Origin of the sequence: Aureispira sp. CCB-QB1, assembly GCF_000724545.1 — a bacterium.
GTDB lineage: Bacteria > Bacteroidota > Bacteroidia > Chitinophagales > Saprospiraceae > Aureispira.
The window spans coordinates 22,969-49,137 of the sequence record NZ_JHBV01000043.1 but is presented as its reverse complement, the minus strand read 5'-3'; the positions used below and the strand labels follow the sequence as shown (position 1 = coordinate 49,137).

The following is a 26,169-nucleotide window of genomic DNA, read 5'->3' as shown; positions in this document are numbered from 1 at the left end:
ATAAAAACTAACTATAATAATCTAATAATCAAAAGATTGAAATATTAAACAATTAATCAAAAATACAACTTTAACAAACTATTTTGTTAAAAAAAATTTAACAAACTGTTATTTTCCTAACTTTTATAAGTACATTAGACACGCAAACTATTTTTATTTAAACTCAAAAAACAAAAGGTTTTTTATGAAACTATTCAACACGATGCTAGTGTTGCTAGTCTTCTCTATAGGGACCGTTTATGCCCAGAAAACAATTTCTGGTGCCGTAACGGATGAGAATGGCGATGCAATCATTGGCGCAACCGTCTTAATGAAAGGCTCGGCATCTGGTACTATTACAGATATTGATGGAAATTATTCTATTGAGGTACCAGAGGATGCTACAACCCTTTTATTTAGCTACATTGGGTATGCTACACAAGAAGTAGAAATTACAGGAACTACTATCAATGTTACTCTATTAGAAGGAGTAGATTTAGAAAAAGTAGTCGTAACAGCTTTGGGTGTTAAACGCTCTGAAAAAGCTTTAGGTTATGCCATCCAAGAAGTGGATGGTGAAGAAGTCGCAAAATCCAACACTGCCAACTTTGTAGATGCACTGAATGGAAAAGTAGCAGGTTTACAAGTTACAAGTGCTTCTGGTGCTGCGGGTGCTTCTTCAAGAGTTGTACTTAGAGGACCTACCTCTTTGAATGGTAATAATGAAGCATTAATTGTTGTTGATGGTGTTCGTATCAACAACGAAGAGTTAACAACAGAGCGTTCTTTGGCTGGTGTTGCCTACTCTAACCGTGGTATTGATATCAATCCAAACGACATTGAATCCGTTGTTGTCCTAAAAGGTGCTGCCGCATCTGCTCTTTACGGTGCTGAAGGGGCTCGTGGAGTATTGGTTATTACAACTAAGAAAGGTAAAGGCGGAAAAACTAAAAATGGTATTTCTGTAGATTATACCTCCACTTACACACTTTCTCAAGTAAACAAATTACCTGAGTTACAAAACAAATATGCACAAGGAACAAGTTGGTTTAGTGCTGATGATGTAACTCCAGAATATAGAGGTCCTGAAACAGGTTGGCCAACAAGCTGGGGACCACTAATTGATACACTTTATTGGGATGGAGATGCTACCTATCAATACGACAAAAATGGTAAAATTGTAGGTCAAAGCGATCCTAATGCAGGTCAAAAAGTAACTCCTTACGACAATCTAAATAGCTTTTTCCAATTGGGTCACGCTTGGAAAAATGCCTTGTCTGTTTCTGGTGGAGGTACTGTCGCCACATACCGTTTTTCATTCAGTCATCTAAAGCAAGATGGTATTATTCCTAACAATACATTTGAAAGAATCAATGTTGGTCTAAACTCTCAGGCTAATTTCTTGGATAATAAAATGAAAATTGGAACTAGCATCAACTATGTTAATTCAGGAGGAAATAGAATTCAACAAGGCTCTAATACTTCTGGTATTATGTTAGGTTTGTTGCGTACACCTTCTACATTTGACAATGCTAATGGTTTAGCTGATCCTGTAAACAATTCTAGTTCTTATTACTTTTCTTCTGATAAAACTCAAAGAAACTACCGTGGTGGTGGTGGGTATGATAATCCTTACTGGGTTGTAAACAATAGTCCTTTTGTAGATCGTGTTAATCGTTTCATTGGTAACCTGAACGCTTCGTATGAATTTACAAAGTGGTTGACATTAAGTACTAAAATTGGTACGGATTTTTATTCCGATACCAGAAAACAATCGTTTGAAATTGGTTCCAGAACACTTCCTAATGGTCAAGTAATCGAAGATCAATATACTTACCACAATATCAATGCTTTTGTAAATGTTTTGGGTAGCAAGTACTTTGGCGACGACCATAGCCTTAGCTATAACATTGGTACAGAATTTTTTACAACTCGCCTCAACCAACAATTAACCCAAGGTGATGGGTTAAGCTTCCCTGGATTTATGCACTTGAGTAATACAGGTTCGGTTACATCTATTACTGATCTAACAAGGACAAAGACCTACTCTTTGTTTGCAAGTGTAGAGTATGGGTTCAAAAACATGTTGTACTTATCCTTAACAGCAAGAAACGATTGGTTGTCAACTCTAATTGCTCCTACCAAGAAATTTAAAGCGGGAGATCTTTCTGTCTTCTACCCTTCAGCTTCTTTAAGTTTTGTATTTACAGAATTATTACCTGACAATGATATCTTATCTTTCGGCAAGGTTCGTTTCTCCTTTGCTCAAGTAGGTGGTGGAGCCCCTACAGCATATTTGACAGGAACCAACTTTACCAATCCTGAGCCAGGAACAATTAATGCACTTAACGATGGTTGGACAGATGGTATTTTATTCCCATTCAATGGGCAAGCTGCGTATATCTACGATGCTGTTTTGGGCAATCCAAACCTCAAACCATCTAGAACGACAGATTACGAGGTAGGAGCAGATTTAAGATTCTTCAAAGGGCGTTTAAATTTAGATGCTACTTATTACTATCGTCAATCTGCTAACCAAATTTTAGTCGTGCCAATTGCGGCTACTTCTGGTTTCCAAAGAGCAGTTTTGAACAGTGGTTCTTTGAGCACCAATGGTGTTGATATCGTCTTAAATGCTACTCCTGTAAAAACAAAAGACTTTAGATGGGATATTGGTATCAACTTCACACACTGGAAAACAGTAGTAGATGCCCTAGCTGATGGTGTTGAAAGACAATACCTAGATGGTTTTACGGGTTCTAGTATTTACAATGTTGTTGGTCAAGAGTATGGTCAAATTTATGGTGGTGCCTTTATGCGTGTTAACGATACAGATGCTAATGGCAATCCAATCTTTAACGTAGACAAGCCATACAACCCTAATGGTCAAATGGTTATTGACAGCGCAAGTGGTTATCCACTAGTTGATCCACTTGAGCGTCCAATTGGTAATCCTAATCCTGACTTCTTGTTGGGTATTAACAATACCTTATCATACAAAGGACTTTCTTTATCTTTTCTTTTAGATTGGAAACAAGGTGGTCAAATGTGGAATGGAACCCAAGGTGCCTTGACTTATTTTGGTATGAGCAAATTGACAGAAAACAGAGACATGCCTGGTGATGCTCCTAACTATGTTTTTGAAGGCGTTACACAAGATGGTTCTACCAATACTAAACCTGTTTTGAGAGATGAAAATTGGTACACAGGAAATGGTGGAGGATTTGGCTCTGTTGCAGAACATTTCGTTCAAGAGACTTCTTGGTTTAGATTACGTCAATTGAGCTTAAGTTATACCTTGAGTTCTAAATTACTTAGCAAAACGCCATTTACTGGAATTACCATTTCATTTGTTGGTCGTAACTTATTCTTGATTACACCTTATGAAGGAATTGACCCAGAAACAAGCTTGGTAGGTTCATCTAGTAATGGACAAGGTTTGGATTATTTCCAAATGCCTAACACGCGTAGTTTTGCACTTAGTCTAAATGTTAAATTCTAATTTGTAACCATAATCTATCATGCAAGCATAGCAGCATATGTTGCTGCTATGTTGTTCTTTTCCATTAAGAACAAATAAGAGCATGTTATCAAAATAAAAAATTATGATTCGTATAAAATCATTTCATCTGATCATCTTGATGCTTATCCTAGTTGGATTTAGCTCGTGTGAGCAGTATTTTGGAGATACCAACGTAGATCCAGATAGCCCCTCTAGCGTCACTCCCCCTGTAATCCTTCCTGCTGCTCAATTGAGATTGGCATATGTGGTAGGTGGAGATGCGTCAAGATTTAGTTCAATCTTCACACAGCATGTTGACGGGGTTACTCGCCAATTTTCTGTCATCCAAAACTATGGGCTCCAACCAACAGATGTTGATGCACTTTGGAGTCAAAATCTTTACTCTGGTATCTTACAAGAGATCAACCAATTAAAGATTAGTGCTAATGGAAATCCACATTATACTGGAATAGCTCAAGTCTTAGAAGCCTACACAATCATGTTGACAACCGATTTATTCGGCGACGTTCCTTATAGCCAAGCATTACAAGGACGTGAAAACTTACAACCAACGTTTGATAGCCAAGAAAGTATTTATACTAGCATTCAAAATCTTTTGGACGAAAGTATCACTAACTTCGCAGCTACCAACAATGGACTTGTACCTGGACCAGACGATGTTATATATGGTGGAGATATTTCTCTTTGGACTAAATTTGCTTATTCGCTAAAAGCTAGAGCTCATTTGCACTTGGGGTTAGTTGATCAAAGTAATTACACCAAAGCACTAACGGCTTTAACCAATGGTTTTTCTTCATGGGAAGATGATGCTGACTTAAAATTTGGTACGGCAGCAACGGCTAATGCACCATGGTTTCAATACAACAATGAAAGAAATGATATTGCTGTTGGAGCCAACTATGTTAGTTTAATGAATTCTTTGAATGACACTGTTAGAGGGAAGATTTTGGGTGCGCCACTAACTGTACCTCATCCTATATTTGTACCAGATCAAGCTCAACCTCTAATGACGTATACAGAGTTGAAGTTTATAGAGGCAGAGTGTAGAATGAAAACTGAAGGTGCTACTGCGGCAACGCATCAAGCTTACTTGGATGGTATTTCTAGTTCTTTTGCGGAATTGGGTGTTAGTGGAGACTATCCTGCTTATGTGGCTCAAGGTGCCGTTGATCCTGGTCAAGCTACACTTAGTATGAACGAAATTATGACGCAAAAATACATCGCATTGTATACAGATGTAGAAGTATTCAATGATTGGAGAAGAACAGGTATCCCTAGTTTGACTCCAAATTCTGGTTCTCAAATTCCTGTTAGATTGCCTTACCCTAATGATGAGGTTAACTATAATTCAAATTGTCCTGTAGGGGTAACTCTATTTGACAAAGTATGGTGGGATATGAACTAAATTCTGCTCATAACTAATAGTATAGGGAGCTACCTCTTTTTTTGGGGTAGCTCTTTTTTTTGTATCAGATCGACCTAGTAGCAGTACAGTGTACCAAAGGTATAGCCAAACAGTGCGATTTTATCTGCGATGCTACTTCGTGTACCATCTAGGAACAAAATTCAATCTCATTTGTTAATTTTTTAGAGGCTGTTTAAAATAATACTCCGTTGATTTATAAGGGAGTAATGTAAAATAGTAGTTAGCTACGCTGCTAGAAATGGAAACGATGCAAATAAAAATCAGATTTCCTGTACTAGAATAAAAAAAGCTATCATAGTGCTTTTTGACAAAAAAATAAGGAATAGTAATTAGGCTATAGCTACCATGCAGTTTGAACGAACGGCTGGAGGAAATAATTTCAACATAACGTAAAATTCATAACTCAATGAAAAAGCTTCGAAAAATAATCTATTTCTTATTCCTTGTCACGGTACTCTTTTTATTGGGATGTGCCATTTTGTCCATTTTTATCAATACAGAAAGTCGTTTTTTAAAAATATTGGACTTTCCCCGCATTCAGTTTTTCCTTGCTTCTTTTATTCTTTTCTCCTTATTTTTGCCTACCATCAAAACTTGGCGGTGGTATGATGGTTTATTAGCCGTTAGTCTTTTAGCTAGTATGGCTATTCAAGGGCATTACCTAATTAATTACACTCCTTTGGTTGCAGTAACCGTGCCTGCCGCTCCAAACAATATTTCACCAAACAATCAATTTAGCATTTTATTATTAAATGTAAAAATGTCTAATAAAGAGGCTCAACCTGTAATTGATTTACTTCGTGACAAACGCCCAGATTTGGTATTGTTAATGGAAACTGATAATTGGTGGAACGAGCAGTTGGTTTCGGTCGAACAACAGTATTCATATAATCAAAAAGCAATCAATGAGGTCTCTTATGGAATGATTTTATACAGCAAATACCCTATAACAACTACTGTTCATTATCTACATAATAAAAAAGTTCCTTCCTTTGAAAGCATTGTTTCGCTCCCTAATCGAAAATTTTGTTTTTACGGAACACATCCTCCTCCTCCCCAATATTTTGACGATATACCAGACAACGAAGGGCAAAGAGAGGCTGAGTTGCAATTACTAGGAAAGAAAGTAAAAAATAATGCGCTTCCTAGCATTCTTGCAGGAGACATCAATGATGTGGTTTGGTCTTATACCGATTATTTGACTCATACCGAAAATTTACTTTTTGATGTTCGAGTAGGTAGGGGGTTTTGCAATAGCTTTAACGCGCATAATTTTTTGATGCGGTGGCCTCTAGATCATATTTTTGTAACCAAAGAATTTAGGCTAAAAAACCTAGAGGCTCTACCCTCTGTTGGAGCTGATCATTATCCAATTTATGTAGAATTAGTTCTATAGGTATTTTCCTCTCAAAAATGAATTCTACGCTTCTTATTTGGTTTATCTTCTTCTCTCCTCGCTTCGGCTAGTTTAGTTTTCTCAAAACTAAAATTGATACAAACTCCTTTCCAGCATTAATTCACCCTACCCTCGCCTCGCTCGGCTGATACTAGTTTAGTTTTCTCAAAACTAAACTAGTATCAGTCCCAAAGACTTCCATGTATACCGACTCTTAGTCCTAAATCCAATGTAGTAGATTGATCTGAATTGTATCCAAACCGTGCAAAATATAAAATATAAACGCTTTCTTCTGCTCCTACTGCTATTTCTCCGACATACGTCATAAAAAAAGGATTGGGATATCTTTTATGGGCAGCCGACCGATCGTGTATATTTATCTTATTCCACTGAATCCCTCCTCCTACTTGCATAAAAAAGAAACCATTTAGAGGAATTCTGAAATTTGCTAGAACTGGAAAGGAAACCGCCCCGATCCCTTCATAACCTGCTAAGTCTAGGCTGAATGGAAAGTACTTGACAGAAGCTTCTAATGAGAATAAAAAGGCTGTTTTTTTACCCAAAATAACTCCCGCACCCAAACCAGGCAATACATTAAATGCTTGTCCCATATTTTTAGGAGTCCCATCTACTGTTTTGAGAGGTTCTTGATACCAATGGTACATATTATAATCAATGAATAGCATTGGACGGATGAGAAACCTAGCTTCACTATTGAGTGTTGAGTGACTTTGAGCTGACACAAAGGTGTTGGCACTAATTAAAAGCGCAAGAATTAGGAAAAACTGTTTCATAAAAAATTGTTTTATAGAGTATTGATTGATACTAGGGAAACAACCTTTTAGAAATATTGTTTGTTTTTTTTGTTATAAAAAAACAAGAACTTCATTAATTATAAAAAATTGTAAAACAACATTTTGCAACTAATTTCACAACTATACCTAAAACCATTTATTAATTTTATACTGCATCTTTTTCCGTTTGTACGCTTTTTTACCATACAATCCAAAGGATATCCGAATTCCAAAAGTAAGATAACTATCTTTATTGTTAGAATTCCCTCGGCGTGTTCCTGTCAAATGATCGGCAACTACTCCTGTGTATTCTTCCGTTCTGTTTGATAATGCTACTGCTAACTGGCTACTATTCATTAATGTTTTTTTAGGCAAATAGATCGTGCTCACATCATCTAAGTAATCTGTTGTTGTAAATCGATATCCGATTTCCAAAGCGATGTTTAATCGACCACCAATAGAATACTTTAAACCTAATAATACAGGAACAGCGAACTCTACCAAGCTATATTTAGAAGGATAGCCCTCTAAGCCTTGACCTTCTGTTCCAATCGCTTGTAGCGCAACCCACTCGCCTTCGTACTTTGTGGTTGGATTGAAGACAATAACACCTATTCCAACACCAATATAAGGTGCCAGTATTTGCTTAGATTTTTTAGGATAAAATGGTAGTATATTAAACTCAGGAATTAAGGAAAATTCCATCAAATCCGACTTAAAGCTGAGATTTCGCTCGCGAATATTGTTGTGTTTTGAGGAACGGTCCTTGGCTTCTAAGGTTCCTTTTATAAAACTTAAAGTAACGGCTAAGTGAGGATGAGGATTGTAACGAAAAAAGCCTCCAAAGGCAGCATTGGTATTAGACAAAATATCTCCTTCGTTAACATCTCCATTAAAACTTAAGGCTCCTCCAAAGCCTCCTAACTCCACAAATTGAGCTTTTGTAGTAGACAGGCAACAAAAACAGCTTGTGAGGAGGAGAATAATTAGCTTATACATAAGAAAATTTATGGATTATCAAATCAAAATAGTATGCTACAAAAGCAGACTATAAATACTGTATAGCAGTGTCTTTTGATAATCCATAAATCAATATATTGTATTGCTAAACAGATTAAAACTGAGAGCTTTTACATCCGGCTCTTCTCTTGCGACGTTTGCGGGCACCTACCAAACCGTTTTCAATAAAGTTGTAAGAAACAGTCACCATAGTAAATACATACCAATCGTTCAATTTATCCCCTCTTACTAAGTTTCCTCCTCTAGCATTAATATACCCATTGTATTCTGTCACTGCTGCCTCCTCTTTTGAACCAGCAATTGCAGTATTAGGATTATCTATATAAGGCGTAATGTAATTCAAAAACTCGCTTAGAGTCATTCCTTGAATATGCGTTGCTAACTCTGCATTTAAATTCGGATCACCTGCCAAAGCTCTTGCTTGCAATTCATCTAAAATAAAAGAATAACTCTTATCCGCAAATAACTCTTGTGTCGACTTATCTCCATATTGTCCTGCCAAATAAGGCGTTTGATCATAAAACGGCTCTCCTGTTAAAGCATTTACAGGATATGTTTGACCAACATCATCCAAATAATCTGTAAACGTTGGACGGAATCCTACTTCAAAGCCGATGCTAATATTACTATTAACAGCATATTTAATCCCTAGTCCCATTGGAATAGATATTTGCGTTCTAGCATAAGGCGATCTATTGGAAAATGTAGAACTTCCCTGTCCTTCTGTGTTTATTTCTTGCAAAAATACCCGCTGACCGTCTAAGTTTGGATCAAAATGTGTCGTATAAGGATTAAAGTTAAACACACCTATTCCTACAAAAACATAAGGTGAAAACATTTTCTCATGTCCTCTAGGCTGAAATCCCATTAGGTTTGCTTCCGCAATCAAAGAACCTTCAAAAAGATGTGAGTTAAAACTTAAATTTCGAATTCTATTTCTAAAATCAGGCGAATCGGCATCACTTCCAGAAATAGATCCCAATGCCAACTGCAAACGTACGCTAAAAAATGGACCAACATTATATCGACCAAACAACGCACCACCAAAATGCATGTGCTTAAAATCAAAAATTGAATTGGTCAATTCGCCAGAATAGTTCATAACACCACCACCTAGACCAACTTCAAAGTAGTTATGTCCCCAATTAAATTGAGCTTTAGTTAAAAATGGGGCACACACAACTGCAACAATCAACAATATTCTTTTCATAGTAACAATTTAATACGATATCTGAAAGGTATTTTAGCTTGGAGTGGTCTTCCTTTTGGATGTTTTTTGAATAGTAACGAACAAGCACTCCCAAATATTATAAACCACTCTAACGAACTAAGTAATCTGTTTTAATTAAAAATACATTTTTAAAAGAAATTTTCAAAAGAAGATTCGCTTTATACCCCTTATAACAACGGCTTTTTACAAAAAAAGTAGAATACACATAAAATATACTGTCGTTTCCTTTCTTCCTCTAATCTATCAAGGAACATAAATGGTATCACGATCATAAGACAAGAAGGTGAATATTCCTGTTCCTCCTGTGATATTAGACTGTATAGCCGCAGGCTGACCAAAAGGACTATTATTGGCTCCTTGAGCATCTCGAACCGACTCTAAGTAATCGTGGTAATGCTTCTCTAAATGATAAATAGTTCCAATTAATGTATCTCCCGATTCAAAACGATAATTGGAGGCTGTAGTTACAACATTGCCATTAAAAATACCACCATCATCTAATACTCGATCAAACCTTGGTTTTCGACCTACAGGAATAGGCAAAAGCCCTTCCCCCTTTTTGGTTAACGAAGTTTCATGCAATACCAAACGATAATAATTTTCTGTATTAGGGTCGTCTTCTGTTGTTAATAAAGCATATGCTTTTCCTGAGTTATTAAACTCTGTCTTAAAATCTAAAATAGGTGATGGAGGCAAAAATTGGGTGGTTGCCGTAGCATAACGATTGCTAATAGTATCCCATACTTCTACGATAAATGGTTGGGTGTAATCCAATGGACACAATGAAGTAGAACCATAATTAAAAAATCGAGTTGAATCTGGACTTAAATAAGGCAAAAAGCCATAAGGAATAATATCGTCTACGTCACAATTGTCATTAAAAAAGAAAGCCTCATTTAGCGTGTCTTTTATTCCTCCATGTGTTATAACAACAATTGCTTTTCGAACAAATGGACAGGCTTTCAAATCATCAAAATAGTCCTTGGTTTCTGTCAATAACAATCGATAAGGTTGTCCAGCTTCCAAATAACACTCAATGACCAATTTCTTTTCTATTGGTGGCAATTCTACTTCCACAACTGTCTCCATATCTTCGCAAGCAATCAATACAAGAAAAAGCGACAAACAGACTAAATAACGCATTCTTTAATAATTGTTGTAATAAAATTTAATTGGTTATAAGTAATCGTTCATAAAAATTTATAGGCAAAATAGAATTCTTTTTGCACTGTTCTTCATCAAAAAATCTCGTTTTAGCCCGCTAAAACTTCAATTCTTTTCTTTGAACAGCACTAAAAACAATTACATTTTTAACTATACTTTTTTCTGTCCACTTACTTACTTGCTATTTATCTCGCAACTATAACTCCTCTAACAGTTTTTCTAACTCTTCAATAGAAGCTTGAATTTCTTCTCTTTTGGCTTCTATAATCTCTGTCTCCGTTTCTAAAGCAATGATTTTTCTTTTTACATCATCTGATAGTGCGTCTGGAGACTCATTGGCACTCGTACAGCTTATGATAGAAAAGGTAGAAAAACATCCTAACAAGATAGCTTTTTTCATATTTTTTGTGCAATTTATACCAACCTTTAGTATTAAACATTATCACGAATGAAATGGTATGCCTACAAAAACATCCTGCTTTTTCAACTATACAACTCTATTCGTGTTCATGTCTATTGGTTTCTTATCAACATATTTTCCAAAGCTTTTGCTTTTGATTCTATCATATCAATCCTAGCCATTCGTATGACATATTCTCGTTCAGAAATTTTCTTTTCTTTCTTTTTCTTAGATAAATTAACTTTTGCCAATGCTATTTTATCTTTTGCTTTGACAACAACCATTTCTCCATTTCGTATAGAAGCTTTTATGGCTTCTTTTTTTTCTATATTCTTAGCTTTTACATAAGCCATACGCTCCTGCGCTGCGCTTTTTTCTTGAACTCCTGTTGTTTTTATCAGTCGATCAACTCCCGCCGTTTGAGTTGCCTCTTCCTTTAAATTATTGATTGTGCCGCCTTGACCTGCTGCAATATGGCTTAAAATAAAAAGCCCTCCCAATATGTTTAGTAAATATTTCATACTTAGCATCATTTGTTGTTAGATAAAGTTTCACACGACAAATATCTACTATTTTCACGCTATAAAGTGACTGTTTTTTGCCAAAAAAGGCACATTTTTGCCAAACTTTTATTTCAAACAAAAACCAAACAAACAAATAAGCAAGAACTAAAAATCAAATAAAACAAATAAAAAACAAACTCAACCACCAAACATCAGAATAAAAAACACAATAACTTTAAAACCTTCTGATTGCTTACCATGTAAAATTCCAAGTTACGGTAGGAATAATAGGGAACAAAGAAACGGTTTTAGCTTCAAAGCGATCTGGTAACGTTGTTTGATTGCTCTGCCCTCTACCATTGGGATAAACCGCATCAATGTACATAAAAAACGCATTTCTTCGATTGTATACATTGTACACACTAAATGTCAAGTCGCTCTTAAAACGCTTTTTGCTCAATGGAAATAATTTCCAAACAATCCCAAAATCCATTCGATGATAAGCGGGCATTCTAAACGATCCTCTTTCTGTATAAATAGGCACAAAGGAATAGGGATTAGAACCTACAATTCCAGATGACAAATAACGCCCAGCAGGCAAGGTAGTTGCATTTCCTGTTCCATAAACCCACGTAGCACTTACTGTTAATGGGAATTTGGGACCTGTCCAAGGAATATCCCAAATAACAACAACCGAAATATCATGTCGTCTATCATGTTTGGGGTGAAACGGTTTTCCATTGTTGATTTCGGCAAATTCTCGCCACGTCCAAGACAACGAATAGCCAATCCAACCACGTATCATACCATTTTTCTTCTCCAAATAAATTTCACCTCCATAACTATAGCCTTTTCCAAATACAAACTCCTTATCCAATTCATCATTGATAAACAATTGCGCCCCGTCTCTAAAATCAATTTGACGCTGCATCCATTTATAATATCCTTCTCCGCTTAGAAAAAAGTTCTTTCCTATCGCCCAAGAAAAACCCGCAGATACTAAATCTGATGATTGTGGTTGTACGTTTTTATTAGAAGGATACCAAACATCAGTTGGCAAGGATGCTCCCGAAGTCGAGACCAAATGAATATACTGTGTCATTCTAGCATAACTTGCCTTTAAAGATACGGTAGGGTGAACACTGTATTTGAGTGCTAATCGAGGTTCTGCTGCCCAGTAAAATTGCCCTGAATTATAAAAAGCACTCCAACGCAAACCTGTTAATAATTTAACCCGACTTGAAATTGTCCAATCATCCGAAAAATAGGCACCAAATTCTCCTGATTGAAAATTACTTCCCGCCTCAAAGTTCAAATTATTTCCATTGCCTGCACTAAACCTCCCTACCGAAAATTGATGATAAATAGCATTCAAACCAAATTTGATCAAATGTTTTGTCGATGGAAACCAACTAAAATCTGTTTTCAAATTCATATCCCGAATTCCAGATCCTAAGCTAACATCAAATTCGTCAAACTTATTCTTAATAGTATACAAATAATCCGAAAATGTAAAACTCGTATTGACAAATAGCTTGGAGGAAATCGTATGGTTCCAACGCAAAGTTCCTGCGGCATTCCCCCATTCAAAATTAAAATTGATCCCATCAGCAGCATACAAAAAAACATCTCGACCAAAATAACCACTTAAAAACAAACGATCTTTTTCACCCAAATCGTAGTTGGCTTTAAGATTAATATCATAAAAACTATAGTTGGGGATTTGCACCCAATCCTCATTATCTTTGTTCGCTTCGTTAAGAATAGACGTAAAAATATCTACGTACGTTCGGCGCCCTGAAACAATAAATGAACCTTTGTTTTTGACAAGTGGTCCTTCTATTGTCAAACGAGAAGAAATAAGTCCCAATCCTCCTGTTACGTGAAAATCTTTTCGGTTGCCTTCTCGCATACGAATATCAATTACAGACGATAGTTTTCCTCCATATTCTGAAGGGAAGCCCGCCTTAAATAATTTGACATTCTTAATCGCATCTGCATTAAACGTACTAAAGAAACCAAACAAATGACTTGGATTGTAAATTGGAGCCTCATCCAAAATAAAGTGATTTTGATCTGCGCCACCACCTCGAACAAATAAACCAGACGATCCTTCCGAACCAGATTGTACTCCTGGCTTCAACTGCAATACTTTAATGACATCAACTTCTCCAAATGCAGCAGCAATTTCCTTTGCCTCTTTGACAGAGACTTCATCCAATCCCATTTGCGTAGAATTCACTTTTTCTTTGTTGGAATTTGCCTGAACGGTTACCTCTTTTATCTCCACTCCTTCGCTTAGTTCAAAGCTAAGGATCGTATCTTGGGACAAATAAAATTGATGGGTAACTGGCGTTAAACCAATATAAGAATAAGTAAGTCGTATGGTGTCTTGCGCCAATGTCAGCGAATAAAAACCGTACTCATTCGTAATGGTTCCTGTTGTCCCATCGCCTACATAAACATTAGCCCCAATCAAAGTTTCTCCACTAGAAGCATCTTTAAGGACACCACTTACAGTATGAGTTTGTCCCCAAACAGCACCAACTAGTAAAAACAGAAACAGGCATATTGTATATCGTAACATTCTGAAATAATAATTATCAATCGTAAATATGTTATAAGCTCACGAACCAATCATTTAGCCAATTATAATTGCTAGGAAAAAAGAAGCGAGAAATCAACTTTCAAGTCAAAATCTCGCTTTTCTTTATTTTAGAAACCTACAATAGCTTACCACTCTCCCACATCTCCATCATCATTTGTAGAGTCATTGTCTGCATGGTTGTAATTGTTCTCCTCATATTCTTTTTCTCTTTCTTCATGACGGCGTGTAAACTCATCATAATCATAATCTGGCAACAAATCATTTTTGATATGATCTACTACATCTACTAAGCTTTCTACAAAGCGGTTGAAATCCTCTTTGTACAAGAAAATTTTGTGTCTAGAATAAGAATCATCTTCGAATCGACGAGTGCTTTCTGTAATAGTCACATAGTAATCTGCACCTTTAGTTTTGCGCACATCAAAGAAATACGTTCTTCTCTTTCCTGCTTTTACCTTCTGAGAATACACACTTTCAAAACGGCTATCTTTATTATCAAATCCCACAGTCTAAATAGATTTTAATGAGTAAAAATTCATTTTTAAGTAATTATCTTTTCGATTTACAAGGTAAAACTTTTTTGATAATTATTAATTATTACGATGCTAAAATAATAAATGAATTCTATTAATCTCTATTATCCGCTTTTTTTTTGAAAATAATATTTTGTCAAATGTCTATTTGAAGTAAAATTCTCTAAGCTTCAAGGCTTATTAAGCTTGTAATAATTTGTCATAAGCAGGTTTGTGCACAAACATCAAGACAACATTCAAGGTTGTAACAACTGCTGCTCCTGCTATTCCCGCAGGGTCCAAAAAAGCATGAAATAAAAATGCATTCAGCATAATTGGGAACAAAACAACGGCCATCAAAGGCACAAACTTGTTGGTCAAAAAAGAAATCCCTGCCAAAACTTGTACCGCTCCAGCAATAGGCAAAATATAGCCTGCTTTAACCATTGCCCCCATAAACTCACCTGCTTCTGGCGACAAAGGTGGCGTCTCCATAAAGTGCAAAAACTTGTTAGATCCAAATAGAACCAATCCCAAACCTAACAGTATACGAATACCTAAAACTACTTTCTCATTCATAATAATTCAGTTTAATTAAAATCAAAACATTTAATGTATATACATCTTTTAGGGCAAAAAAAAGCACCTATGTATCTCTCATTTTATCCAACAAATCAGACAAGAGCAAAGCTTCTTCATCGGTTAAGTTGACAAAAGTTTTATTCTTCTTCATGGCTCTAGAAATTTGATTGACCATATCCAGTCCAGCTTCTGTAATCATTACATCCACTCTTCTTCTATCTCTAGAACAAGCATTTCGCTCCAACAAGCCTTTTTTCAACAGCTTATCAACCAATCTAGAAGCATTGGAATTTTTGTCAATCATTCGTTCTATTAATATCTTAACGGTTGCGGGTTTAGGGCGCATCCCCTTCAATATTCTAAGTATGTTATATTGTTGTATTGAAATTCCATAGGGTTTCAACAACTGTGTCTGCAATCCACACAACCAAGAAGCTGTAAAATTTAGATTTACAACAGCTTTTGTTTGTGGACTATCAAAAGGCTTTGTCTGTTTGATCTCTTCTTCGATTTTCATTTTTATTTATTTCTACTAAAGATTCGTCCCGCTTAAAAACCAGATTGAAATGGATAAATTAGTATCCTATTTTTTGAATACAGGCTCTTTTCGTCAATCTAATACAAGATGTTTTTTTATGTTTTTAGTTAATAACTAAGAAATAAGTGGACTATTAACTAAATAGATTCCTAAGTTGAACCAATCTACTCATACACTACGAAACTACACAAACCTATCAAATGTTCTAGCATTTTGCGTTTTTTTTATAAATTCTTAGTTTTTTCCTTCCAAATACTCTTCTATTGTAGCATATTTTCCATTAAACTTGAATTTTACATCTAAATAATTTTGTATAGCAATTAACTTTGTATGGATAGGGGTCGCCAAGCCATCTTCAATCAAACTAAGACCATTTTGAGTTACCCCAACAGCGTCTGCCAAATCTTGTTGAGAAATTCCCTTTTGAAGCCGTTCTTCCCGTATTTGTGCTCCAATACTCTTATAAAAATCCTTCCCTAAGTCCTGTTTTTGAGTAGCTTCGCAAGCTATAAACAAATTTGCAGCAAATACCAACAAAAATATTCTATACCACATAAATACAATGTTCTGTTTCAGAAACAAACAAAAATGTTTGCATTCTAATATTATTTTTAATAACTTTACTTTCAAGTTAATCGTTATTGATTTTAACTCAAATTTTCAACCAACATAAAGGTAAAACTTTTTGTTTTAATAAATTATTAGTTGATAGAGTTTTTAAACTTTTTGTCTTAATTTTTAACAAGATTCAGAAGAATGTTTTTAACTACTATACAAATGTGATAATCTAATATTTTTCTTTGATGGATTATCACACCATCAACAAGATCTTAAAGTACACAGAATAACCAAAAGCATTATAACCATGTCTAACTTTATTGATAATACTGTTAACCAACGCTTCCGCTTAGTTTATGATCAACTAAAAGAAGAAGGAAAAATCAAAAGTAAATCAGATATCGCTTCTCAATTAGGAACGTACAACCATGTTGTTAACAGTATTCTAAAAGGAAAACGCAATATCACTTTAGATCAAATGAATAAATTGATTGATATCTATGGTATAAATGCTAACTTTCTTTTTGGTGGAAGCAACCAAATGTTTGAAGGGCATGAAGATATGCACATCCCTCTAACTCAAAAAATATTTGAAGGACAAAAGAACATCACACTTGTCAATGCACATGCTATGGCTGGAAATTCATTGGGTGCTCAAAATTCTGATTACGATGATGCTAGCCAAGAGAAAATAGAAATTCAAAAGTTTTCTATCCCTGGTTTAGAAGGGGACTTAACTGCTATTGAAATTAGTGGCGATAGTATGTTGCCGAATATTACCAATGGAGATATTGTTATTTGTGAAAAGGTAGAAAGTGGTCCGAATGGTTCTATTAAAGATAACTCGGTTTATGTTGTCGTAACTAGTGATTCTGTTGTTGCTAAACGAGTTCAAAACATCAAACACGAAAATCAAACGGTTGGATTGCGCTTAATTTCAGACAATCAAATCTATCCTCCTTATGAAGTAGAGATTCAAGAAGTACTAGCACTCTACCGTGTCAAGCATAGAATTACCAATTACGGCATTGCTTAAGAGTATGTTTAAACATAACTTCAAGCTTCAAGTATGCTAAAAGAAGTCTAATACAGATTTGCTCAATAATTTTTTATTTTAAAATCGGCAAGGAAATATTCTTTGTCGATTTTTATTTTTCATTAACACTCCTACGATGCCACAATTAAGTATTATCACAGCTACTCATAATAGATCCAAGCTATTTCAGGAGATTTGCCTGCCTAGTTTACTGGCGCAAACCAATCAAAACTTTGAGTGGATTATTATTAACGATGGCGCTTGTTCTACTACTCGAAAAATTATTCAACAACAACAATCCGAGTGTTCGATTATTTATGTAGAGACAGCCCACAAAGGACTTATTCATGCCCGCAACAAAGGACTTTCTTTAGCTTCTGCTCCTCTTATTAGTTTTTTGGACGATGACAATGCTTTACACCCCTCTTTTGTACAAGAGGTCTTGAATTTTTTTGACGCCAATCCGTCTGTTCAAATGTGCAACCCCATCCGAAAACAAAGACGAGATATTTATAAAGATGGTGTTCGTATCAAAACAGGAAAAGAGTTTTTTCGTCCAACAATTGATGCTACTAATATTGATTTTATTCAGAATAAACCCAAAGCATGGTTTGATAGCAATGGTTTTGTTCACAAAAAAAATGATACCATTCGCTTCAATTCGAACATGCTAATTATGTCGGATTACGAGTACTTACTCCAGTGTTTTTCTTTGTGGGGTTTAGACTCTTTGGCTATTTTACCCAAAGAATTGATTTTATACATACAAACGAATCATGGTATTATTGGGCAATCCAACTTTCAAGAGTGGTTGCAAGAATTTGAATTCATTTATCAAAATCAAACAGCATACGCTATCTTCAAAACCGTTCCTATAGAACCATGGCTACTGAAGGAGATTGAAGATTTGAAACTCAAAGTAGAACAAAACAAAAAGCTACCTGGTTTCTAAAATTTTTATCCCCAAACACCAACATCAATAGTTCGTTGAAAAACTTTATTAGTTTGATAATTAACAAGTTATAAATTTACTACATTTTGTGTTAAAATTTTAATTATCAAACTAGTATAAATGTGATTTTTTATCTTTTTGGTAAAAAAGTAAACAACTAAGCGATAGCGATCTCACGACCGCAGGGAGCTAATCAACGAACTACTACAATATACTACTTAATATTAAAAGCTCCCTACAGTGGATTTAACTCAGCTCGGTATCGTTGATGCTGCTCGACTTGTTCTCTTGTCCACAACATGGTTTTATAATCTCCGTTTACCCATCTTTCCATTTGGTCGGCATAATGAGGAGATTGAACATTCCCACTTTGCCCTACAGGAGCAATACATTTGCTATTAGCAAAATCTCCCATGTCAATCATTTGGCGATAAGAAGCACCAATCAAAGACTTTCCTCCATAGTGTTCTCCTGGTACAAAAGCCATTTGACATAAAGTATCAGTGTCCCCTCCTATTGGTAGGTTCCCTGTATCAAATATTTCTCCCAAAATAGGTTTCACTCCAAGAGCATGCTTAGCAACCATAGGATGCAAGCGCCCCCATTTCCAATTGGCGGTATTGCTACCCAATTTATTGGTTAGGTATTCGGTGGTATTTTTCAATGCTTCTAATAAAATTTCTTCTGGCGACCTCTCCCACCAAACAGAATTGGGATTATCAAACAATCGTAAAATGGCCGTTACATCGTGTCCAAAAAACTCTGATACAGCAAAAATAGGTAGCTCTTTTCTAGGAACAACCCCTCTTATGCTTTTATTTTTATCAAAAATCAAATCAATTAGCTCTTGTTTTAATACTTGATAAATTGCTCCACCAACAGAATCTGCCGTCAACTCACAATCCCAGTTCAAGAATAAATCAACTGTCTTTTTGAGGTAACCAGACAAATTTTCGTATTGTTTTTCTTGAATCAATCGCCGTACTAATTGAATAAATGAAGCACCTGGCAAGCTCACAAAATCTAGCTGCCACGAGGCGAAATCATCGAATCCGAACTTATCCTTTGAATCAAGCAACGTTTGCAAACGCTTGGCACGATAGCCATTCATCCATATATTTCCTAAATCGTATGGATAATCATCCCCCACTAATTTATTATTACAAGTATAATAATATCCTTGCGTTGGGTTTAAAACATGTGGCATGGCTTCAAAAGGCACACGTCCAGTCCATTCATGCAAGGCATCATATCCTTTGTTGGGCAACAATCCTTTGGATCGAGCACGAATAGGCACTTCTCCAGTCATGTAATAACCAATATTATTCTTAATATCTGCATATACCAAGTTAAGAGAAGGAACGGTTAATTTTTCACAAGCCGCAACAAAGTCATTCCAATTCTCGGCTACATTTAACTCGTAAAAACCAAAAATCATCTCATTCTGTTGTAGTGCTCTGGAACAAAGTGTAACTTTATGCGTGCCATCTAAATTTAAAATGGCAGGACCATGATGTGTTTGAATTACTTTTTCTTCATGTGGAGCTTTTTCCCCTTTGATGTATATTTTTTCTACTCGAACGCTGGCTTTTAATATGCGATCTCCAAAGTGGTACTGCAACCCATCGGGGTTGACAAATTTTTCTATATAAGTATCTTGAATATCTGCATATGTAAGTGTTGCTCCCCAAGCCATATTGGCATTGTGCCCAATCAAGACAAGAGGCACTCCAGGAATAGAAACGCCTGTTACTTCATAATCGGGTGCTACCAGATGATTTTCATACCAAATATTGGGAGTATTAATGAGTAAATGTGGATCGTTGCACAATGCCGCAGCTCCTGTATCCATTTTATCAGCAGCAACTACCCAATTATTGCTACCACCTAAGGGGCGTAAGTATGGACCTTTAAAAGCTTCTAATGTTCCATCTGCTTTTCGTTCGTTGGTTTCTATACCGTAGTTCAAACAAACAGGGTTGGTAGCCAAGTACTCTGGAAATATTTCTTGGGCTTTTTCCAATCCAAACAGCTCTGCCATTCCCATACGTTCTAACTCATGCAGCCACCCTTGTGACATCTGCATGGCCAACAAACGTGCCATTCCAAAACAATCGGCAACCGTCCAATTTTCCATTGAGACTTTGAGCAACTTAAATTCGACAGGAGGATATTTACAAGTAGCAATAAAATAGTTGACTCCCTTTACATAACTTTCTAAGTATGGGAACAAAACATTGCTGCTAGCTTCTTGCTCGTCCGTTTGCCCCAAATGTTTGAATCCCATAATTCGAGCAATGCGATCCACTTCCAAAGCATCCTTTCCGATTACTTCTGACAAACGACCAGACACTATGCGTCGAGTTAGTTCCATTTGCCACAAGCGTTCTTGGGCATGTACATAGCCTTGTGCAAAGAAAGCATCTTCTTTGCTTTCAGCATAAATATGAGGGACACTCCATTGGTCTCTAATAATTTCTACCTTCCCCTTCAAGTCAGGTGCATGAATTATTTCATTGAGATTTGGAAGATTATTTTTCGCCTGTTTGTGTACAAACCATTTCAGGACAGGCTTTAACATTTTAGTTAGGAAAGTCATTATTAAAGGTGATTTTTAGGCAAAGAAAAGTCATCCACGAGGAATACGGGATGACTTTGTTATAGTATGCAAACACATCGAACTAGATGTGCTACTTATTAGAGACGGATGCCACTATTAAAAAGTAAAGCAACAACGCTCATTTTTACATTTTGAGATTTCATTAAGCGCTCCAATTCTTCTGCAAAAGCTTTTCTTGCAGCTTCATCTTCTGGTTCAGCTTCTAAGTTAGCAACAACATCGTCTGCCATTCCTTTCTTAATTTTGTTCCAAAAGTTACGCACTCTACGTTCCAACTCAATTCCTTCTGCTTTGCGTTTGACCAAACCACTGCCGACCATATCCACGACGTGTCCAATTGCAATTTCTAAATCTTTATCTTCTGCCATGACAATTTATTTGATTGTTTTAATTTTTTAGGATTTTGCAATACTCCTTGTAGTATTACGACTATAATGAATCACTTTATACTTTATAATCATACCCCACTATTATAATTATCATAATTGGTGGATACCTGTTTCATAAAATATGTGCTAAATATATTAGATTTTAAGGATAATTCAAAACCTGTTTAAAAATTAATTCAACGAAATAGAAGGATTAAACTACTGCTTCAAACTGGGATCCATTCGTTCTGCTTTTTTCTGAAAATTATCTGCCAAAACATAATTTCCCATTCGTTTGTGTGCATGCCCAATTACCAAATAAGCCTTGGCATATTCACTATTTTTAGCCAGCAATTTTTCTGCTTCAGCAATAGATTTATCGTATTCACTCATCTTGAGATAAGCAACAGCAATATTGTAGTGTGCTTCTAAGTACATTGGATCCAATTTTAGAGCTACCTTCATAGCATCAATAGCATCATAATGTTTGTTCAATGCAATATAAGCAGCTCCCAAGCCAAAGTGATAACGCTTTTGATTGGGATTTAGATGGATGGCTTGCAAATAGGCATCAACCGCTTTATTAAAGTTTTTTAATTTGAACCAACAACTACCCAATTTATAATATACAAACTCATCTTGTTTGCCAGCATCAATTGTAGCCAAATAATAAGCGCCTGCTTCTTTGTATTCTTCTCGTTCGTAATGAATCAGTCCCAAACCTTGATATGCTTTCGCATGCGCTGGTTCCAAATCAATTGTTTTCTTAAATTCTTCTCTTGCCTTTTTAGTGTTTCCTATCTCGATATAATTTAGCCCAAGGTTAAAATGCAACGAAGCAGCCTTAGAGTGCTCCATGATTCCTTTTTCTAGAACAGCAATGGCCTCTTTATATTTTCCCTCTTTGCTATACTCGCTGGCTTGTCGCCCGTACTTGGCAATACTTTCTTCTAACTGTTCGTATAATTTATCATTCCCTGCACTATATTGTTCAACTTTGTCAAATGCTTTTGAAGCTGCTTTGGGTTTTCCTGTTTTACTATAACTTTCCCCTAACAGACGCCAAGCTTCACCATCATCGGAGTTACGCTCTATATAAGATTCTAGGTGTGCAATAGATGCTTCGTACTGTTGAGCATAAAAGTAAGATTTTGCCAAGTCATACAACAAACTCAAGTCATTTCCTCTGCGAGAATAAGCTGTTTCTAGCAATTCTATTGCTCCTTCATAATTTTTATCATTATAATAAATACGCCCCAAGTTCAAATTTGTATTAAAATGCAAATCATCCAATTCCAAAACATGTTCATAATCAACAATAGCAGCTTCCCTATCGCCCAGATGTTGCAAGGTAATTGCCATTAGATAATAGAAATTGGGATTGGTAATTTCACCTGTATAATCTTTTAGCTTTGCCAAACAATCTTTGTAGGACTTATTCCTGTAATTTTGTAAAGCCACCGTATAGACTTGGTTTTCTAAAGTACTAGCATCGCCACTGCTGTTCTCTTTGTCTTGGTTTTTGATACGATTTTGTTGCTCCAAATACGCTTCAATTTCTTTGACTTTATTAGCGGCTTTTGCATAAGTTGGATCAATTTTTAATGCCTTTTTTAAATACAAAATAGACTTATGATATGCTTTTAGGTCTACATAAGTAAGTGCCAAATTATAACAAAGGGCTTTATCAGAAGGCGCCAATTCGATAACCTTTTCGTATAAACTTGCAGCAAGCTCGTTTTGTCCTTCTTGTTCATGGCAAGTAATCAATACTCGAAAAGCAGGAACAAAATCAGGATCTTTTTTGACAGCCGATTCAAAAAAAGGCACTGCATCTTTATAATTCCGTAATTTGTAATAGACGAGTCCAGCGTTATAATCTTCAATGGCGTCTGGTTTTTGTGCGAATGCCCACTGTATATTCCCTAGGAGCAATAGAGCCATAATAAGCTTCATAATATTCATTCTTTTTATCCCTAAAATTACTTTTACTTAGTTTTCGTTTTATGTCATTTCTGAATGCTTGTAAAGTAAATTGCAATAATAGACGACTATTTGTCTATTTGCTACATACTTTACCTCTTAGCCTCCAACTCGTTATAAAAACAAAGTCGTCAAGCATGTTGAGTATTATAATATTCTATTTTATCAGCTAATTAATTGGTGGGAATGAGTGTCTATAATTATTAGAACGTTTATAGGGCATAAACTTCGTACATTTTTTAGTTTTTATTTAAAAAATAATCTAATAATTTTCTAGATTGTATATCTAAGATAAACATATTTAGAAAGTAAACAGAACTAGATTTCTTTTTTTATACATATTTAGTATTTCTTTAACGTTCTTGTTACATTATTGACTATTGGTAATCCTAAAATGATTGTTTTTATTCAAAAATATAAGATATAGAACTATGGTTCTTCCCTAGTGCCTTCAAAAACCACACCACATTGATTAACAACTTAATACAAAACATCCAATATACTCATCTCAATAAATTAATTTTTATCATAATTGTCTAAAAACTTGTATTAACAAAGGCTTACAAAAATTTCAACTAAAATTAACATATAAAATTCTATTCGGCATTTAATTTTATATCCTCTTTATACTGTAGTAAAGACCAAACATAGCCAAAATATAATTTCCTATTTTTCATTTTTTAAACTGCCAAGGTGGTTTTAAAAGGAAAGTCCTTTTTTCAGTATGAACATTTTTAGTTAATTTAGCACTTTCAATGTATCAATCAATTTGATTAAAATTAAGATAAGACCATTATGAAAAAATTATTTTCTACTCTTTCTGCTATGTTGTTGGTAAGCTTTGCAGCACAATCACAAGTAGTAATTAATGAAATTCTTTATAACGTTCCTGGTAGTGGAGAAAATGAAGAGTTTATTGAACTGTACAATGCAGGGGCATCTACAGTTAACTTGCAAAACTACACATTTACACAAGGTGTAACCCATACCTTTGGCTCAGATACAATTGCTGCTGGTGGTTACTTTGTAATTGCTTCTGATTCTGCAGCTTTCCACACTGCATTTGGAATGGCTCCTAATGCTGTTTGGACAAATGGAGGTTTGTCTAATGGTGGAGAGGATGTTACTATTTACGATGGTGCTGGTACACTTGTTGACTCTGTTGACTATGAGACTTCTGCTCCTTGGCCAACCAATGCTGCTGGTGGAGGTCGTTCTTTGCAATTATGTGATCCTCTAACGGACAACATTCTTGCTGCTAGCTGGGGAACTTCAAATGACTTTGCTGGTTTGAATGGTACTACAGGTACAGACTCATTGTTTGCAACTCCTGGTATGATGAACAACTGTGTTGTTGTTGTTCCACCACCACCACCAAGCTACCCATTGTATACTTTTGACCAAATCAATGATGTTGATACTAGTGGTAATGCCGATTCTTTAAATGTAACTTGCGAGTTGAGAGGAATTGCTCATTGTATTGACCTTAGAGGTGGTAATGGATTAGATTTTCCTTTTGCTAACAGTGACAATAGCGCTGGTATTAGAGTATTCTCTTTCAACGATGTAGATGCTTATAGCGTTACAGAAGGTGACTCTCTACACATTTGGGGAACTGTTTCTCAATTTAATGGTTTGTTACAATTTGCTCCAGATAGTATTGCTGTTATTTCTCAAGGTAATCCAACTGCTAGCCCAGCAACCGTAACTCAATTGAACGAGTCTTGGGAAAATAGACACGTTATGTTTGCAAACATGTCTTTAGTAGATACTGCTGAATGGACAGGAACTGGTTCTGGTTTTAACGTTCGCATTACAGATGGTAGCGCAGATACAATCACACTTCGTATTGACAACGATGTTGATTTGTACAACATGCCTGCTCCTCTAGGAACATTTAGCATCTCTGGTTGGGTGACTCAATTTGATCCTTCTGCTCCTCGCAACGAAGGATACACCTTGTCTACTTGTGGTATGAATATGATTACAAGCACTGCAAAGGTAAACAACAGAAAAGAGCAACCAATTACTCTTTTCCCTAATCCAGCTGCTAGTGTTTTGAACATCCAAAGCGCAACAGAAATTCAAACAGTAATGGTTCACAATACACTTGGACAAACTGTATTGAACGTTACTAATATCAACGCCTATACCACTCAAATTGCTACCAATGACTTAGAAAATGGTGTTTATATCATTTCTATCGTTACTGGTAACCAAGTAATGACACAACAATTCCAAGTTGTAAAATAAGATCTATACAAAACGATTAACCTCGTTTTGCAAAAATCTAAATACTGGACTAGTTTCTGGTATTTAGATTTTTTTTTGTCTAGTTTTTTATTAAAACGTCCTGAATTGAAAGCTTTTAATTTTTAGCTCCTTAAAATGAGTAATACCAATCTTAAATCAATTCCTTAACACTAATTATCTAGTATTTCTAAATCTTCCTCTTCTTCAGATTTTTTTAGACAAAAGAACACTACTAGAAATAAAAAATAACCTAGATTAAATATAGAAATATTATCAAAAGGATGATGTTTTTTTTTAATTCGGCTGTATTCATCACTTCTAAAATTGTAGCTATATTCCTCATAATTAAGATGAAAATTAATTATTTCATTATAGTTCATGAATACGCCAACCAACATGACAACATCTAGGACAACAGCCGATAAGAGCCAATAATTGTTATTTTTTTGTTCTGAAAAATAGTTCCACACTAGCATCTTAATCAAAAACAAACCAGCAAGTATCCCAAGCACTTCCCTAACATCATATAAAGGGCGACCGCTTAGATCTAGAGAATGTTGAACAAATAATTTCAGTTCTGTATAAGCTAATAATCCTAAACAAGCTATTAGTAGGTAACTAAAAGGATTTAAAAATATTTTTTTTAATTTAATCATTTTAAGTAGTATGTCTGAGAAGCTATTTAAAAGAATACCTACAACGAAGTATTATCAAATTAAAACG

21 protein-coding genes are annotated in these 26,169 nt (G+C 35.4%); 6 read left to right on the top strand and 15 right to left on the bottom strand.

Translation table 11 applies throughout. The features are described from left to right. The first annotated feature begins 184 nt into the window (after positions 1-184). The 3 genes from CG11_RS23330 (at position 185) to CG11_RS23320 (ending at position 6,324) form a co-directional block, all read left to right on the top strand. Entirely contained in the window at positions 185-3,481 is a 3,297-nt protein-coding gene (locus CG11_RS23330; RefSeq protein ID WP_052599271.1) for a SusC/RagA family TonB-linked outer membrane protein, read from the top strand. 103 nt (positions 3,482-3,584) lie between these two features. Next, a complete protein-coding gene (locus CG11_RS23325) occupies positions 3,585-4,907 on the top strand; it encodes a SusD/RagB family nutrient-binding outer membrane lipoprotein (RefSeq protein WP_081909634.1) in 1,323 nt (440 codons plus the stop codon). 427 nt (positions 4,908-5,334) lie between these two features. Continuing rightward, complete coding sequence (locus CG11_RS23320) at positions 5,335-6,324, top strand: endonuclease/exonuclease/phosphatase family protein (RefSeq protein WP_052599269.1); 990 nt, start codon at positions 5,335-5,337, stop codon at positions 6,322-6,324. Positions 6,325-6,506: 182 nt separating this feature from the next. Here the strand turns inward: CG11_RS23320 and CG11_RS23315 are convergent, their stop codons facing one another. The 11 genes from CG11_RS23315 to CG11_RS23265 form a co-directional block, all read right to left on the bottom strand. Beyond that, on the bottom strand, positions 6,507-7,118 hold the full coding sequence (locus CG11_RS23315) for a hypothetical protein (RefSeq protein WP_052599268.1): 612 nt from the start codon (positions 7,116-7,118) through the stop codon (positions 6,507-6,509). Positions 7,119-7,265: 147 nt separating this feature from the next. Continuing rightward, a complete protein-coding gene (locus CG11_RS23310; protein WP_156039873.1) occupies positions 7,266-8,117 on the bottom strand; it encodes a DUF6089 family protein in 852 nt (283 codons plus the stop codon). A gap of 115 nt (positions 8,118-8,232) precedes the next feature. Beyond that, entirely contained in the window at positions 8,233-9,348 is a 1,116-nt protein-coding gene (locus CG11_RS23305; RefSeq protein ID WP_052599266.1) for a DUF6089 family protein, read from the bottom strand. Between the two features lie 264 nt (positions 9,349-9,612). Continuing rightward, the gene (locus tag CG11_RS23300; RefSeq protein ID WP_052599265.1) at positions 9,613-10,512 is read right to left on the bottom strand and encodes a DUF4249 family protein; all 900 of its coding nucleotides are present in this window, start codon (positions 10,510-10,512) and stop codon (positions 9,613-9,615) included. 217 nt (positions 10,513-10,729) lie between these two features. Next, positions 10,730-10,933, bottom strand: a complete 204-nt coding sequence (locus tag CG11_RS23295; protein WP_052599264.1) for a hypothetical protein — start codon at positions 10,931-10,933, stop codon at positions 10,730-10,732. A 113-nt stretch (positions 10,934-11,046) separates the two neighbouring features. Then, the gene (locus CG11_RS23290; RefSeq protein WP_052599263.1) at positions 11,047-11,454 is read right to left on the bottom strand and encodes a hypothetical protein; all 408 of its coding nucleotides are present in this window, start codon (positions 11,452-11,454) and stop codon (positions 11,047-11,049) included. Between the two features lie 235 nt (positions 11,455-11,689). Then, a complete protein-coding gene (locus CG11_RS23285) occupies positions 11,690-14,023 on the bottom strand; it encodes a TonB-dependent receptor (RefSeq protein WP_063833195.1) in 2,334 nt (777 codons plus the stop codon). Positions 14,024-14,169: 146 nt separating this feature from the next. Continuing rightward, entirely contained in the window at positions 14,170-14,550 is a 381-nt protein-coding gene (locus tag CG11_RS23280) for a DUF3276 family protein (protein WP_052599262.1), read from the bottom strand. A gap of 207 nt (positions 14,551-14,757) precedes the next feature. Further along, complete coding sequence (locus CG11_RS23275; protein WP_052599261.1) at positions 14,758-15,135, bottom strand: DoxX family membrane protein; 378 nt, start codon at positions 15,133-15,135, stop codon at positions 14,758-14,760. Between the two features lie 67 nt (positions 15,136-15,202). After that, positions 15,203-15,655, bottom strand: coding sequence for a MarR family winged helix-turn-helix transcriptional regulator (locus tag CG11_RS23270; protein ID WP_052599260.1), 453 nt, complete (start codon positions 15,653-15,655; stop codon positions 15,203-15,205). Between the two features lie 255 nt (positions 15,656-15,910). After that, a complete protein-coding gene (locus CG11_RS23265; RefSeq protein WP_052599259.1) occupies positions 15,911-16,231 on the bottom strand; it encodes a helix-turn-helix domain-containing protein in 321 nt (106 codons plus the stop codon). A 310-nt stretch (positions 16,232-16,541) separates the two neighbouring features. Between CG11_RS23265 and CG11_RS23260 the strand changes: the two genes are divergently transcribed. Together CG11_RS23260 and CG11_RS23255 are read left to right on the top strand one after the other, a co-directional pair. Then, on the top strand, positions 16,542-17,270 hold the full coding sequence (locus CG11_RS23260; protein WP_052599258.1) for a S24 family peptidase: 729 nt from the start codon (positions 16,542-16,544) through the stop codon (positions 17,268-17,270). Positions 17,271-17,406: 136 nt separating this feature from the next. Beyond that, entirely contained in the window at positions 17,407-18,222 is an 816-nt protein-coding gene (locus CG11_RS23255; RefSeq protein ID WP_052599257.1) for a glycosyltransferase family A protein, read from the top strand. 235 nt (positions 18,223-18,457) lie between these two features. Here CG11_RS23255 and CG11_RS23250 read toward each other — a convergent pair whose 3' ends face one another. From CG11_RS23250 to CG11_RS23240, 3 genes are all read right to left on the bottom strand, one after another. Next, the gene (locus tag CG11_RS23250) at positions 18,458-20,821 is read right to left on the bottom strand and encodes a penicillin acylase family protein (protein WP_081909633.1); all 2,364 of its coding nucleotides are present in this window, start codon (positions 20,819-20,821) and stop codon (positions 18,458-18,460) included. A 98-nt stretch (positions 20,822-20,919) separates the two neighbouring features. Further along, a complete protein-coding gene (locus CG11_RS23245) occupies positions 20,920-21,210 on the bottom strand; it encodes a hypothetical protein (RefSeq protein ID WP_052599255.1) in 291 nt (96 codons plus the stop codon). Positions 21,211-21,429: 219 nt separating this feature from the next. Next, positions 21,430-23,166: a tetratricopeptide repeat protein gene (locus CG11_RS23240; protein ID WP_052599254.1), complete on the bottom strand. Its 1,737-nt coding sequence runs from the start codon at positions 23,164-23,166 to the stop codon at positions 21,430-21,432. Positions 23,167-23,988: 822 nt separating this feature from the next. Between CG11_RS23240 and CG11_RS23235 the strand changes: the two genes are divergently transcribed. Continuing rightward, on the top strand, positions 23,989-25,446 hold the full coding sequence (locus CG11_RS23235; protein ID WP_052599253.1) for a lamin tail domain-containing protein: 1,458 nt from the start codon (positions 23,989-23,991) through the stop codon (positions 25,444-25,446). Positions 25,447-25,616: 170 nt separating this feature from the next. On the opposite strand, the gene CG11_RS23230 is transcribed toward CG11_RS23235, so the two are convergent. Then, positions 25,617-26,102, bottom strand: coding sequence for a hypothetical protein (locus CG11_RS23230; protein ID WP_052599252.1), 486 nt, complete (start codon positions 26,100-26,102; stop codon positions 25,617-25,619). Between the last annotated feature and the right edge of the window lie 67 nt (positions 26,103-26,169).